The sequence below is a fragment of the Paraburkholderia sp. BR10936 genome, from assembly GCF_040965735.1.
Lineage (GTDB): Bacteria > Pseudomonadota > Gammaproteobacteria > Burkholderiales > Burkholderiaceae > Paraburkholderia > Paraburkholderia nodosa_A.
In genome coordinates this window covers 225,467-240,409 of the sequence record NZ_JBFRCM010000009.1, presented here as the reverse complement: position 1 = coordinate 240,409, position 14,943 = coordinate 225,467, and the positions used below count along the sequence as shown (strand labels likewise).

9 protein-coding genes are annotated in these 14,943 nt (G+C 66.4%); 6 read left to right on the top strand and 3 right to left on the bottom strand.

Translation table 11 applies throughout. The annotated features are described in order from the left end of the window. Nucleotides 1-52 precede the first annotated feature (52 nt). Entirely contained in the window at nucleotides 53-4,492 is a 4,440-nt protein-coding gene (locus AB4Y36_RS20495) for a translocation/assembly module TamB domain-containing protein (RefSeq protein ID WP_368683940.1), read from the top strand. Nucleotides 4,493-4,565: 73 nt separating this feature from the next. Here the strand turns inward: AB4Y36_RS20495 and metG are convergent, their stop codons facing one another. Both metG and AB4Y36_RS20485 read right to left on the bottom strand, forming a co-directional pair. Continuing rightward, complete coding sequence (metG, locus tag AB4Y36_RS20490; protein ID WP_342947877.1) at nucleotides 4,566-6,719, bottom strand: methionine--tRNA ligase; 2,154 nt, start codon at nucleotides 6,717-6,719, stop codon at nucleotides 4,566-4,568. Nucleotides 6,720-7,182: 463 nt separating this feature from the next. Next, nucleotides 7,183-7,836, bottom strand: a complete 654-nt coding sequence (locus tag AB4Y36_RS20485; protein WP_069265434.1) for an OmpA family protein — start codon at nucleotides 7,834-7,836, stop codon at nucleotides 7,183-7,185. 318 nt (nucleotides 7,837-8,154) lie between these two features. Between AB4Y36_RS20485 and apbC the strand changes: the two genes are divergently transcribed. The 5 genes from apbC to AB4Y36_RS20460 all read left to right on the top strand — a co-directional run bounded on the left by apbC (nucleotide 8,155) and on the right by AB4Y36_RS20460 (nucleotide 13,770). Further along, nucleotides 8,155-9,243 carry an iron-sulfur cluster carrier protein ApbC gene (gene apbC / locus AB4Y36_RS20480; RefSeq protein ID WP_069265433.1) on the top strand — a complete coding sequence of 363 codons (1,089 nt, stop codon included), beginning with the start codon at nucleotides 8,155-8,157 and terminating at the stop codon, nucleotides 9,241-9,243. 148 nt (nucleotides 9,244-9,391) lie between these two features. Continuing rightward, nucleotides 9,392-9,946 (top strand): superoxide dismutase family protein, encoded by a 555-nt coding sequence (locus AB4Y36_RS20475; RefSeq protein ID WP_324161893.1) that lies wholly within the window; start codon nucleotides 9,392-9,394, stop codon nucleotides 9,944-9,946. A 143-nt stretch (nucleotides 9,947-10,089) separates the two neighbouring features. Continuing rightward, the gene (gene dcd / locus AB4Y36_RS20470; protein ID WP_028207739.1) at nucleotides 10,090-10,659 is read left to right on the top strand and encodes a dCTP deaminase; all 570 of its coding nucleotides are present in this window, start codon (nucleotides 10,090-10,092) and stop codon (nucleotides 10,657-10,659) included. An 88-nt stretch (nucleotides 10,660-10,747) separates the two neighbouring features. Next, a complete protein-coding gene (locus AB4Y36_RS20465; RefSeq protein ID WP_069265431.1) occupies nucleotides 10,748-13,027 on the top strand; it encodes an arginine/lysine/ornithine decarboxylase in 2,280 nt (759 codons plus the stop codon). Nucleotides 13,028-13,089: 62 nt separating this feature from the next. After that, nucleotides 13,090-13,770 (top strand): lysozyme inhibitor LprI family protein, encoded by a 681-nt coding sequence (locus AB4Y36_RS20460; protein WP_368606883.1) that lies wholly within the window; start codon nucleotides 13,090-13,092, stop codon nucleotides 13,768-13,770. A gap of 10 nt (nucleotides 13,771-13,780) precedes the next feature. On the opposite strand, the gene AB4Y36_RS20455 is transcribed toward AB4Y36_RS20460, so the two are convergent. Next, nucleotides 13,781-14,710, bottom strand: coding sequence for a bestrophin family ion channel (locus AB4Y36_RS20455; RefSeq protein WP_342947878.1), 930 nt, complete (start codon nucleotides 14,708-14,710; stop codon nucleotides 13,781-13,783). Nucleotides 14,711-14,943: the final 233 nt, after the last annotated feature.

The following is a 14,943-nucleotide window of genomic DNA, read 5'->3' as shown; positions in this document are numbered from 1 at the left end:
GCTCGCTGCTCCGCTTCGCAACGCCTCCTGCGCCGCACGGCGAGGGGGCCGCATGAGCGCGCGCCGTTTTGCTGCGGTGGCATGGCTGCCGGCCACGTTCGCGGTGCCGCCGGAAGAAGCTGGCCGCAGCCCGGAAGATGAAGCGCGCAGCGAAGCCGGCGGCCATGGAGGACATGGCGGCGACGGCGGCGCGGGCGGCGACGGTGCGCCGCCGCGCCGCCGCGGGCCGCGGCTCTGGAAGGCGCTTGCCTGGGCGATCGTCGTGCCGGTGCTGCTCGTCGGGCTCGTCGCCGGCTTGCTCTATGGCGTGCTGACCACCGAGCGCGGCACGGCCTACGCGTGGCGCGCGGCGGTCAGGCTGCTCGACGGCAAGCTCGCGGGCCGGTTCGAAGGCGGCACGCTCGCGAGCGGTGTGCGCTTTTCCAACGTGAGCTGGCGCGGCACGGACGGCACCACGCTCAAGGTCGACCGCATCGGCGGCCAATGGGAGCTGCAGGGCTTCGGCCAGCAACCGTGGCGCTTCGTGGTGGACTACCTGCATGCCGGCGACATCGAGATGCGCGTCGTGCCGTCGCACGAGCCTTCCTCGCCCATGAAGCTGCCGGAAAACCTGCAGCTGCCGCTCGGGCTCGAGATCCGCGACCTGCAGGTGGACAAGCTCACGGTGCACGAAGGCACCTCGACCAACGAGTTCTCGCACTTCCAGTTCCACGGCCGCAGCGACGGCCGCCATCACGAGGCCGCCATCGAGCATCTCGACACGCCCTTTGGCGCAGTGAGCGCCGAGGCGAAGCTCGACGGCGTGCGGCCGTTCGCGCTCACGGGCGACCTGGGCTACTCCGGCAAGGTGAACGGCGAAGACGTGCAGGTGAGCGCAAACCTCGCCGGCTCGCTCGAGGCGCTCACGGCCGATGTCGAGGCGAGCGGCATGAAGCTCACCGGCCGCGCGCATGTGGAGGCCACGCCGTTCGCTGCCGTGCCGCTGCAGCGCGTCACGCTCGCGTTCGATCATGTCAATCCGCAGGCGTTTGCGCCAGGCGCGCCGTTCGCCGACCTCGCGGTGCGTGCGCAGTTGCAGCCGGTGCCGGGCGGCGCGGCGGGCGTGCCGGCGGCGCTCGCAGCGGTGGCTTCGGGCGCGGCTGCGGTGTCGGGCGTGACGCCGGCTTCCGTGCCCGCGCCGGCATCGGCGCCTGCGGGCGGGGCGATGCCCGATGCGGCGCGCGCGCGCAGCAATGTGGCGGGCTTCACGGTGGCGGGCGCGGTCTCGATCGTGAACGCGAAGCCGGGCGCCATCGACGAAAAGCTGCTGCCGCTCATCGACGCCCACGCCGACGTCGTGCTCGACGCGAAGACGCAGCGCATCCCGAGGCTTGCCGTGCGTCTCGTGAAGAACGCGACGATCACCGGCGGCGGCACGATCAGCGGGCGCGACGGGCGTTTCGATCTGAAGGTGGCCGGGCTCGACCTCAACGCGATCCAGTCGAGCGTGCGCGCCACGCAATTCGCGGGGCCGGTCGGCGTGCGGCTGAATGGCGACGTCCAAAGCGTCACGCTCGATCTCGCCGACCCCAAGGCGGCGCTGCGCGTGCAGGGCAAGATCACGCAGGACCCCGCGCGACTGTCGCTCAACGATGTGCGGCTGACTTCCGGCGCGGGGCGCATCGACCTGTCGGGTGCGCTCAAGCACGACGCCAGTTCGACCTATCAACTCAAGGCGGTGCTGACCAATTTCGATCCGCTGTCGCTCACGTCGCAAACACCGGCGCGCACGGCCGCGAAAACTCCAGCGCCAGCCGCCCGGCCGCGGCCTGCAGCCCAACCCGCCGCCGACGCGCTCAACCCGCAACGCAATCTCGCGCTCAATCCGGCGCTGAACCCGTCGCTCAATCCCGCGCAATCGGGCGAGCAGGCCGCCGAGCAAAAGCGCGTGGAGAACGCCAAGCAGACCGAGCGGGGCGGGGCGGCCCAGCACGAGGCGAAGCCGCGAGCCGCCACGCGTCCCGCGGCCCGGCGCATCGAAGCGCGCGTGAACGGCACGCTCAATGCGAGCGGCACGCTCGCGCCCACCTTCACGACGCGGGCCGAGTTCAAGCTCGGCCCGAGCGTCTACGACGACTTGCCGCTCACGGGCGAGGGCCTCATCCAGCTGGCGGGCTCGCGGATTCTGCCAAGCCGCGCGAACCTCTCGGTCGCGGGCAATACCGTGGATCTGCAAGGCAGCTTCGGCGCGCGTGGCGACCGCTTGCGCTTTCGCGTGGATGCGCCACAGCTCGACCGGCTCGGCTTTGGCATCGCGGGCCAGCTCGCGGCGAACGGCGACGTGACGGGCACCTTCGCACATCCCGACGTCTCGCTCGACTACAAGGCCGACCACGTGGTGTTCGGCGATAACCGCGTCGGCCATGCCGAGGGCCGGGCGCTCGCGCGCGACGGCGCGAACGGCGCGCTCGCCTTCAGCACCGACGCGAGCGACATCGCCGTGGCGGGCGTCGATATCACGACGCTCACCGCGCGCCTCGACGGCACGCGCGCGAAGCACACGCTCACCGCGAGCGCGAAGGGCAAGGTCCAGGGCCAGCCGATCGACTTCGTGGCGGCGGCCAACGGGGGCCTCCAGGACACGCGCGAGGGCACGCGCTGGAACGGCACGGTGACGCAACTCGAAAACCGCGGCGTGCCCGGCGTGAAGCTGCAGTCGCCTCTCACCGTGAGCGCGGGCCCCGGCAAGGTCACGCTCGGCGCGACGCGTATCACGGGGGAAGGCGCGTCGCTCGACCTGAAATCGTTCGACCTCGACCATGGCCGCATCCGTTCGGCGGGCACGCTCACCAACGTGTCGCTTGCACGCATCATGCAAATCCGGCAGCAGTTCACGGGCGTACCGTCCACGCTCAGGACCGACCTGATCTTCGACGGCGACTGGGACTTCGCTGTCGGCGCGACGGCCACCGGCTACGTGCAGATCAAGCGCCGCTCGGGCGACATTACGACCGAGGTCGGCCGCGGCTTTGCCTCGCTCGGCGTGGGCGACCTCAACGTGCGCGCGGCCTTCAGCGGCGGCAACCGCCTCACGCTCACGGCGCATGCGCAGGCGAACCGCGTGGGCGTGCTCGACATCGACGCCTACACGACGCTCATGCCGCGCGACGGCATCCTCACCGTCGCGGACGAGGCGCCGATCGGCGGCACCATCAAGGCGAACGTGCCCTCGCTCCGGAACACGGGCGGCATGCTCGGCCCCACTTACCTGCTCGACGGCCATCTCGCGCTGCAGCTTGCGCTCGGCGGCACGGTCGCGAAGCCGAATCTCACGGGCTCGCTGGTCGGCGACGGCATCTCGGCCACCGTGGTCGACCAGGGCGTGGAGTTGAAGGACGGCGTGATACGCATCGCGCTCTCGCAGAACCTGGTCGACTTCCAGCAGGTGGAGTTCCACGGCGCGACGAGCGGCACGCTGCGCGCAAAAGGCCAGGTGCGGCTCGACAACGCCGAGCCCGATCTCACCGCGAGCATCGTCGCCGACAAGCTCGAGCTTTTCGCTTCGCCCGACCGCAAGCTGTCGCTTTCCGGCAGCGCGAGCATCGCCAACGGCGGGCATCTGGGCGGCATGCAGATCGACGGCAAGTTCACCGTCGATCACGCGCTCTTCGACATGCCCGAGTTACCAGCGCCGTCGCTCGGCGACGACGTCGTGATCGTGCGTCCCGACGGCACGACAGTGGGCGGCAGGCCGCCCATCGAAGAAACGGCGTCGACCAGGCCGGCGCCGCGATTTGCTCCGCGTGCAAACGTCGACATCGATCTCGGCCACGACTTCCGCTTCCGCGGGCAGGGCGCGGATCTGGGTCTGGCGGGCACGATTACGGTCAACAGTGCGCCGGACGTCCCGCTGCGCGCGGTCGGCAACGTGCGCGTGACCGAAGGCTCCACGTACACGGCGTTCGGCACCAAGCTCAATATCGAAAACGGCTTCTTCACGTTCAACGGGCCGGTGGGCAATCCGGGCATCAACATTCTCGCCATGCGGCGCAACCAGCAGGTCGAGGCGGGCGTGCAGGTCACCGGCACCGTGCAGGCGCCGTCGGTGCGGCTCGTCTCCGAGCCCAACGTGCCCGATAACGAAAAGCTCTCCTGGCTGCTGTTCGGCCACGGCACCGACCAGGGCAACAACCTCGGCCAGCAGAGCGCGATGACGACGGCGCTCGCCCTGCTCGGCAGCGCGCAAGGCAAGCGCATTGCGCAGAGCATCGGCCTCGACGAATTTTCGATCGGGCGCAGCGAGGTGGGTCTGACCGACACCGAGGTCGTCATGATCGCGAAGGCCATCAATCAGCGTCTCGTGATCGGCTATGAGCAGGGCCTGCAGTCGGCGTCGAACGCGGTGAAGGCCACGATCAACCTTTCGCGCTACTGGTCGCTCGTGGTGTACGGCGGCACCTTCAACGGCGCCGATATTCTCTATACGCGGCGTTTCGATCGGCTGCGCCGCTAGCGCCTCGAAAAGCCAGATGCAAAAAGAAACGCCCCTCGCAAGGGGCGTTTCGTATGACATCAGCGAGTGGGTATTACCTGACCCGCATGCCCGGCTTTGCGCCGCTATGCGGTTCGAGAATGTACAGACCCGGTTCGGCCTTCTCGTCGGCGGCGGAAGCCGCGAGCACCATGCCTTCGGACATGCCGAACTTCATCTTGCGCGGCGCGAGGTTCGCAACCATCACCGTGAGCTTGCCCTTGAGGTCCTCCGGCTTGTACGCCGAACGGATACCCGAGAACACGTTTCGCGTCTTTTCCTCGCCCACGTCGAGCGTGAGCTGCAGCAGCTTGTCCGACCCTTCGACGATATTGCAGTCGACGATCAGCGCCACGCGCAGGTCGATCTTCGCGAAGTCGTCGATGGAGATGACTTCCGGCGTTTCATCGGCGGCAGGCTTCTTCGCTTCCTTGGCAGCCTTCGACTTCTTGTTCGCATCCGCAGCCGCGGCGGCGGGTGCATCGGTTGCCTGCAGCGAATCGCGGTTGGCGGCAAGCAGCGCTTCGATCTGCTTCGGATCGACGCGCGTCATCAGGTGCTTGTACGCGTTGATCGGCTGTTGCGACGAAAGCGCCTTGCCGGCATCGGCCCAGGTCAGCGGCTCGATCGCGAGGAACTGCTCGACGCCTTCCGCGAGCGTCGGCAGCACCGGCTTCAGCGCGAGCGAAAGCAGGCGGAACGCTTCGAGGCTCACGCTGCAGGTCTCGTGCAGCGCCACCGGGTTGGCCGGATCCTTGGCCTGTTCCCACGGCTTGGCCGTGTCGACGTAGCCATTCACGGCGTCGGCGAGTTCCATCGTCTGGCGCAGCGCGCGGCTGTATTCGCGTGCTTCGTAGTGCGCAGCGATTTGCGCAATCGCGCCGCGCAGTTGCTCGAGCAGCGGATGGTGCATCGCGCTGTCCTGCACGCGGCCGTCGAAGCGCTTGATCAGGAAGCCCGCCGCGCGGCTTGCGATGTTGATGTACTTGCCGACGAGGTCGCTGTTCACGCGCGCCTGGAAGTCTTCGAGGTTCAGGTCGAGGTCTTCCATCGTGCTGTTGAGCTTCGCGGCGAAGTAGTAGCGCAGCCACTCGGGGTTCAGGCCCGTGGTCACATAGCTTTCCGCCGTGATGAACGTGCCGCGCGACTTCGACATCTTCGCGCCGTCCACGGTCAAAAAGCCGTGTGCGAAGACGTTGGTCGGCGTGCGGTGGCCCGAGAACTGCAGCATCGCCGGCCAGAACAGCGTATGGAAGTACAGGATGTCCTTGCCGATGAAGTGATACTGCTCCGTCTTCGAGCCGGCCTTCACCCATGCCTCGAAATCGAGGCCGCGCTTTTCGCACAGGTTCTTGAAGCTCGCGTAATAGCCCACGGGCGCATCGAGCCACACGTAGAAGTACTTGCCGGGCGCGCCCGGAATCTCGAAGCCGAAGTAGGGGGCGTCGCGCGAGATGTCCCAGTCGGCGAGCTTCGATTCGCCCGATTCGCCCAGCCATTCGCGCATCTTGTTGGTCGCTTCCGGTTGCGCGAGGCCGCTCACCCAGCCGCGCAGGAAGTCTTCGCAGCGCGGGTCCGAGAGACGGAAGAAGTAGTGCGTCGAGGTCTTGCGGATGGGCGTCGCGCCCGAGACCACCGAGTACGGATTCTTCAGGTCAGTGGGCGCGTAGGTCGAGCCGCACACCTCGCAGCTGTCGCCGTACTGGTCCTTCGCGCCGCACTTCGGGCACTCGCCCTTGATGAAGCGGTCCGGCAGGAACATGTTCTTGACCGGGTCGTAGGCCTGCTCGATGTCGCGCGTCTCGATGAAACCCGCTTCCTTGAGCGCCAGATACACCGACTCGGAGAGCACACGGTTCTCTTCGGAGTCCGTCGAGTAGTAATTGTCGAACGACACGCCGAAGCTGTCGAAGTCGCGCTTGTGCTCCTGCCACACGCGCGCGATCAGCTGCTGCGGCGTGAGGCCTTCCTTCTCCGCGCGCAGCATGACGGGCGTGCCGTGCGTGTCGTCGGCACCGACGTAGTAAACCTCGTGACCATGCATTCGCAGCGCGCGAACCCAGATGTCCGTCTGGATGTACTCGACCAGGTGGCCGATGTGGATCTGACCGTTGGCGTACGGCAGAGCAGACGTAACGAGAATCTGGCGGCGGCCGCTTTGATTGGCATGCGCGCCGGCTGCTGCGAGGTCGGTGGCGGGTGCTGACATAAGTGAGGGGAAGTCCGATGTTGCGGGGGGAAAGCGCGATTTTAGCAGGGCAGGCGCAGCGCCGTTCGGCGAGCCGGTGGACGCTCGTATGCGCAATGCCTGGATGGGGTGCGGGCCGCGAAAGTCGCGGGGTTGCTGCGACGCACAAATTGCGGCCAAAAAAAAACCGGGGCAAGATTGGCCCCGGAGCAACAACGACAAGAGGAGAATGGTGACGCGGCGGCACTGCCGCACACGTACCGTAAAGAGAGACAGCACGGCTTCCCGAGAGTTCGAAAAATTTTTCGATTCTCTGCAAGCGCGTCGAAGCAGGTTTGCGAGGGCCGTCCAGCAAGGGTTTCCGAGCGCGTGTTCGAGCGACTCCAAATGCAAACGGGGCCGCATGACTGCCGCCCCGTCAATGTGTCGCTGTTTTTCTGCGCAGTCGCCGGCACTGCGTTCCCGGCGACTGCGTTGGGCCAGCTTAGCCGCCCTGATGCTGCGACGTCGCGCGCAGGTACATTTCCACGCGGCGGTTGGCGGCGCGGCCCGCTTCGGTGTTGTTGTCGGCGATCGGTTGCGTATCGCCGCGTCCCTCCGCCGCCATGCGCTGCATCTGAATGCCGCGAGACGCGAGGTAGTTCACGACGCTCTGTGCGCGGTTGACCGACAGCGTCTGGTTGTACGCGGCGGAGCCCGTGTTATCCGTATGGCCGACCACCTGCGCAACCACTTCCGGGTTCTGCTGGAGGGTCTGCGCGACCTGGTCGAGCACCGGCGCGAACGACGGCTTGATCGCGTAGCTGCTGGTGTCGAACGTCACATTGCTCGGGATGTCGAGCTTGAGCGAGCCGTCCGGCTGCTCGGTGATCTTCGTGCCGGTGCCCTTGGTGGCGCCCGAGAGCTTGTTGTGGATGTTTTGCCAGTTGTAGCCGGTGATGCCGCCGACCAGTGCGCCCGCGCCTGCGCCGATTGCCGCGCCCTTGCCGCCGCCGAAGATGGCGCCGATCGCCGCGCCCGTGCCTGCGCCGACACCGGTGCCGACAGCCGTATTGGTGCCCTGCTGCGTCGCGCAGCCGGCGACGAGCGCGCCGGCAATGGCGAAGACGGACAGGCGAGTCAGGATTCTTGTGTTCATTTGCTTTCCTTTCTTGAGTGGAACGGACGCTGCCTGCGGCGTTCGCGGCCCCGCTTGCGAACAGGGTCTTCGAACGGTGCGCGGCGGCAGCTACTACAATGACGCCTTGAGGTTTGCGCCGCCAGGCGAAAGGCCGCTGGGTCGCGGCTTCGAGACCGCCTGGTCGGCATACAAAATCGATGCTGCCGCGAAGCGTGCCCTTTCGGGCAATTTTGCGCAATGCAGCTTAACAATTTCTTTCGATTTCCGGCGCGTAGGCGATCAGTCCTCACTCGGATCGGCGCTAACGCAGACCGGCATTCTCCCCACGGAGTTTCAATGAGCATAGATCGGGCTTTGGTCGACGCCGCGCTCGCGGCCTTGACGGACGCGAACACGGGGCATCCCTACACGGTGGCCAAGGGCGTGCGCAACGTGACCGTCGATGGCGATACGGTCGGCGTCGAGATCGTGCTCGGCTATCCGGCGAAGAGCCAGTTCGACGCGGTGCGCGCGCAGGTCGAAGCGGCGCTTGCCGCCGTGCCGGGCGTGAAGGCGAGCCGCGTCGCGGTCAGAAGCGAGATTACCGCGCATACGGTGCAACGCGGCGTGAAGCTGCTGCCCAACGTGAAGAACATCGTCGCCGTGGCCTCGGGCAAGGGCGGCGTGGGCAAGAGCACGACCGCCGTGAATCTCGCGCTCGCGCTCGCCGCCGAAGGCGCTTCGGTCGGCGTGCTCGACGCGGACATCTACGGCCCTTCGCTGCCGATGATGCTCGGCATCGAAGGCCGCCCCGAATCGCCCGACGGGCAGTCGATGAATCCGCTCGAAGGCCACGGCGTGCAGGCCAACTCGATCGGCTTTCTGATCGAGCAGGACAACCCGATGGTCTGGCGCGGCCCGATGGCCACTTCCGCGCTCGAGCAGCTGCTGCGTCAGACCAACTGGCGCGAGCTCGACTATCTCGTGGTCGACATGCCGCCGGGCACCGGCGACATCCAGCTCACGCTCTCGCAGCGCGTGCCCGTCACGGGCGCCGTGATCGTCACGACGCCGCAGGACATCGCGCTGCTCGACGCGAAGAAGGGCCTCAAGATGTTCGAGAAGGTAGGCATTCCGATTCTCGGCATCGTCGAGAACATGGCCGTGCATATCTGCTCGAACTGCGGCCACGCCGAGCATATTTTCGGCGCGGGCGGCGGCGAGCGCATGGCCAAGGAGTACGGCGTGGAAGTGCTCGGCAGCCTGCCGCTCGACATCGCCATTCGCGAGCAGGCCGATTCGGGCAACCCCACCGTGGTGGCCGCACCCGAGGGGCCGGTGGCGGCAACCTATCGCGCGATCGCGCGGCGCGTGGCGATCCAGATCGCCGAGCGCGCCCGCGACATGACCTCGAAGTTCCCGACCATCGTCGTGCAGAACACCTGAGCGCCGGTGCGGCCGCAGCGCTCGTGCGGCGCCCCGCGCATGGGGACAGATAGGCGCGCGCCGCGCCGCCTGCGCGGTATCATGTGGGCTTCATCGGGTCCGGTATGGCGGCAGCAACGGGGCTGCCGCCGCCCGGCAAGAGGATCGCATGGATAAAGGACACGACAGGCAAGCGGGGAATGCGCAGGTCGTCAGGATGATCGCCCTCGTCACGCTCTGCGGCTGCGCGCTGCTGGCGGGCTGCACGAGCTTCATGGGGCAGCAGGAGAAGCGCGCGGTCGCACAGTTGCTGCCCACTGTCGGCAGCCAGGTGCGCGGCACGGTTTCGTTCGTCGAACATTCGGACGGCGTGCAGGTGAGCTACAACCTCGCGGGCCTGCAGCCCGACAGCGATCACGCATTGCAGGTGCACGAGCGCGGCGACTGCAACGCCACCGACGCCTCGAGCGCCGGCGCCGTGTTCGCGCCCGCCGCGGAGCGCCTGAAGCCCGGCGCGCGCGTGGAAGGCGACCTCGGCAATATCCATGCGGATTCGAACGGCGTGGCGTCGGGCTTTATCGTCGCCCCCGACGTCTCGCTCGACGGCGTGCGCTCCGTCCTGCAACGCGCGGTGATCGTGCACCGGGACGCCATCGACCCCTACGCGTACCCGCAGCGCGGCACGGGCCCGGCGCTCGCCTGCGGCCTGATCCGCGCCCAGTGAGCGCGGCGTTGGCCCCGGCGCGAAACGCAGTTCCAGGCATGGCGATCCACATCGCGTAAAATAGGCGCCTTTCGCACGCGGCGCGCGCCCGGTGGGTCCGTCCGCATGCTTTCCCGACCCGAATTTCTCGTCAAGTAGCGAACATGGCAATCAAGTCCGACAAGTGGATCCGGCGCATGGCCGAAGAGCAGAAGATGATCGAGCCGTTCGTGCGCGATCAGGTCCGTATGTCGGAAGACGGCCGCAAGATCGTGAGCTACGGCACCTCGAGCTACGGCTACGACATCCGCTGCGCCGACGAATTCAAGATCTTCACGAACATCAATTCGACCATCGTCGATCCGAAGAACTTCGACGAAAAATCGTTCGTGGACTTCAAGGGCGACGTCTGTATCATCCCGCCCAATTCGTTCGCGCTGGCGCGCACGGTCGAGTATTTCCGCATTCCGCGCAACGTCCTGACGGTGTGTCTGGGCAAGTCGACCTACGCGCGCTGCGGGATCATCGTGAACGTCACGCCGTTCGAGCCCGAGTGGGAAGGGTATGTCACGCTCGAATTCTCAAATACGACACCTTTGCCTGCGAAAATCTACGCGAACGAAGGGGTGGCGCAAGTGCTGTTCTTCGAAAGCGACGAGATCTGCGAGGTCTCGTACGCGGATCGCGGCGGCAAGTATCAAGGCCAGCACGGCGTCACCCTGCCGAAGACCTGAGTTCCAGCGCACAACACTACCGGATTCAACGACATACGGGGACCGCTGCGCGTCATATGCAGCGGTCGTTTCTTTTGGAGAATCGCCCATGAAGTTTCGTTTTCCCGTCGTCATCATCGACGAAGACTTTCGCTCCGAGAACATCTCGGGTTCCGGCATCCGCGCGCTCGCCGAAGCCATCGAGAAAGAGGGCGCGGAAGTCCTCGGGCTGACGAGCTACGGCGACCTCACGTCGTTCGCGCAGCAGTCGAGCCGCGCCGCGTGCTTCATCCTCTCGATCGACGACGACGAGCTGCTGCCCTACGTCGAAGGCTCGGACGAGGAAGCGCCCGAGCACGCGCCCGCCATCGTCGCGCTGCGCGCGTTCATGGAAGCGGTGCGCAAGCGCAACTCGGACATCCCCATTTTCCTGTACGGCGAGACGCGTACCTCGCGCCATCTGCCCAACGACATCCTGCGCGAGCTGCACGGCTTCATCCACATGTTCGAGGACACGCCGGAGTTCGTCGCGCGCCACGTGATTCGCGAAGCGCGCGTGTATCTCGACGCGCTCGCGCCGCCGTTCTTCAAGGAACTCGTCAAGTACGCCGACGAAGGTTCGTACTCGTGGCACTGCCCGGGTCACTCGGGCGGCGTCGCTTTCCTGAAGAATCCGCTCGGCCAGATGTTCCACCAGTTCTTCGGCGAAAACATGCTGCGCGCCGACGTCTGCAATGCGGTCGAGGAACTCGGCCAGCTGCTCGATCACACCGGCCCGGTCGCGGCCTCGGAGCGCAACGCGGCGCGCATCTTCAGCGCGGACCACGTGTTCTTCGTGACCAACGGCACGTCCACGTCGAACAAGATCGTCTGGCACGCAACGGTCGCGCCCGGCGACATCGTGCTGGTCGACCGCAACTGCCACAAATCGATCCTGCACGCGATCACGATGACGGGCGCGATTCCCGTGTTCCTCACGCCGACGCGCAACAACTTCGGCATCATCGGCCCGATTCCGCGCGACGAGTTCAAGCCGGAAAACATCCGCAAGAAGATCGAGGCGAATCCGTTCGCCCGTGAGGCGCTCGCAAAGAATCCGAACGTGAAGCCGCGCATTCTGACGATCACGCAGAGCACGTACGACGGCGTGGTCTACAACGTCGAGATGATCAAGGATCTGCTCGGCGACATGCTCGACACGCTGCACTTCGACGAAGCCTGGCTGCCGCACGCCGAATTCCACGAGTTCTATCAGGACATGCACGCGATCGGCGCGGGCCGTCCGCGTACCAAGGCGCTGGTGTTCGCGACGCACTCGACGCACAAGCTGCTCGCCGGCATCTCGCAGGCCTCGCAGATCGTCGTGCAGGATTCGGAAGACAGCGCGTTCGATCGCCACCGCTTCAACGAGGCGTATCTGATGCACACGTCCACGTCGCCGCAATACGCGATCATCGCGTCGTGCGACGTGGCCGCCGCGATGATGGAAGCGCCGGGCGGCCCGGCACTGGTGGAAGAGTCGATCGCCGAAGCGCTCGACTTCCGCCGCGCCATGCGCAAGGTGGACGCCGAGTACGGCGACGACTGGTTCTTCCAGGTCTGGGGCCCGGACGAGCTGGCCGAAGAAGGCATCGGCTCGCGCGAAGACTGGATGCTGCGCCCGAACGACCACTGGCACGGCTTCGGCGCGCTGGCGGAAGGCTTCAACATGCTGGACCCGATCAAGGCGACCATCGTCACGCCGGGTCTGGACGTGGACGGCGAATTCGGCGAGACCGGCATTCCCGCCGCGATCGTGACGAAGTACCTGGCCGAGCACGGCATCATCGTCGAGAAGACGGGGCTGTACTCGTTCTTCATCATGTTCACGATCGGCATCACGAAGGGTCGCTGGAACTCGATGGTGACCGAGCTCCAGCAGTTCAAGGACGACTACGACAACAACCAGCCGCTCTGGCGCGTGCTGCCCGAATTCGTCGCGCAGCATCCGATGTACGAGCGCGTGGGCCTGCGCGACCTGTGCCAGCAGATCCACAGCGTCTACCGTGCCAACGATATCGCGCGCCTCACGACCGAGATGTACCTCTCGAGCATGGAGCCTGCGATGAAGCCGTCGGATGCATTCGCGAAGCTCGCCCACCGCGAGATCGACCGCGTGCCTGTCGACGAACTCGAAGGCCGCGTCACGTCGATCCTGCTCACGCCGTATCCGCCGGGTATTCCGCTGCTGATTCCGGGCGAGCGCTTCAACAAGACGATCGTGAATTATCTGAAGTTCGCGCGCGAGTTCAATGAGCGCTTCCCGGGCTTCCATACCGACATCCACGGGCTCGTGGGCGAGACCATCAACGGCCGCATCGAGTATTTCGTGGATTGCGTGCGCGACTGAACGCGCGAGGGGAGGGGATGTTGGATGGTTCTTCGGCGCGGCTAGCGCGTTATTTTGCTGCGATGGTGTCGACGCTGTCGGTGATTTCGACCGCCACGGTGCTGTTCGCCGTGGCACCGGCGGCGCGCGCCGAGGTCGCGGCGGCCGATCCGATCGATACGGCCATGCGCACCTGTCTCGCGCGCGCGGACCGGTCGTCGACGGCTGGCCAGATCCAGTGCATGGACGACGCGCGCACCGCATGGCGCAAGGCCGCCGACAACGCGCTCGCGCAACTGCTCGCGAAGCTGCCGGCCGCGCAGCAAAAGCGCTGGCAACTGAGCCAGCAGAAGTGGGTGGCCTGGCGCGACGCCGAGGACACCATGCTCGGCGCCGCATTCGCGACCACGAGCGGCAGCACCTACCAGCTCTACGAGGCGGACATGCGCCTGCAGCCGGTGCGCGATCGCGCGCTCGCGCTGCGCACCCAGGCGACGACCTACGACGGCGACGCGCCGAAGGTGCGCGCCTGCAGCGCCGATGCGCGCTGCGAGCACGTGAGCTATGACCTCAATCGCTACTACCGTCAGCTCTATGCGCGCATACCGAAGCACGCCCGGCCTACGGTTGCACGCGCACAAAGCGACTGGCGCGCGTATCGCGACGCGACCACGCCGCTCATCGACGAGCATGCGCGACTCGATCTGCTAGGCGGGCGCCTCGCGACCTTGAAGCGCCTCGCCGAAACGGTGAACAACCACTGAGGCTGCGCCTTCAGTCGAGGATGAACTGCTCCGGCGCGCGCGCCGGCAGCGCAGTCGGCTCGCCCATCAGGTCGTGCAACGCGACTTCGATGCCGGTCGACATCAGGTTGAGCGCGAGGTCGTTGTCTTCGGTGCCGAACGGGTCTTCGAGCTGCGAGGCGATCGCCTCGTGGGCCATGAACGCGTAGGCCACGAACACGGCGAAGATCGGCGTCAAACCGCCGATGCTGTCGACGAGGCCGAACGGCAGCATCGCGCAGAAGAAGTACACGGTGCGATGAATCATCACCGTATAGGCGAACGGCAGCGGCGTGGAGACGATGCGCTCGCACCCGCCGATCACATCCGAAATGCCATTGAGATTATGTTCGAACGCGAGCACCGCGTAGCCGTCGAGGCGGCCTTCGCGCGTCTCGCGCTGGACCCATTCCGAAGCGCACAGCAGGAGCGTGGCCGGGCGGTAGCGCGCCGCCATCACGCGCGCGAACAGCGCGGGCGCCAGGCGCGACTCGAGATCGGCGCGCGGGTCGGTGTTGCGCAGTTGATGGCGCAGCGCATGCGGCAGCGCAGCGAGCAGACCGGCCAGTTCGCTCGCCCGCTCGCGTGTTGCCGCTTCGTCGCCGCTGCGCGGGAGCGTCAGCGCCTGGCGCACCAGCGAGCGCGTCTCATTGAGCATTTGCCCCCAGAGCTTGCGGCCCTCCCAATAGCGGTCGTAGCTCGCGCTGTTGCGAAAGCCGAGAAACACCGCGAGCGCAATACCGATCAGCGAGAACGGCACGGTGCTCAGGTTGACCGTGAGCTTGAGGATGTGATCGTGCGCGGCCACTGCGATGATCGACAGTACCAGCACGATGAAGAGGCGCGGCAGAAGTTGCGGCAGCACGGAGCCGCGCCACGCGAGCAGCATGCGGAACCAGTGGAGGTGAGGGCGGACGATCATGGGGCAGGTGTTGGGGGCGAAGACGAAACCTGACGGAGCAAGTCGTCAGTATGGCGCGGGATCGTAGGCCATGACGCGCGGCTGCCGGGCGCACACTTCCGGCATTTTGCTGCGGGTACAGCGCGCTGTCATGTGTGTCCTCATGGGCATGGTCACCTTGTGCGCCGCCCAAAAGCAAACCGGGCGCGCGACGTTGTCCGTCGCGCGCCCGGTTGGGCTTTAGACTGCGAGCG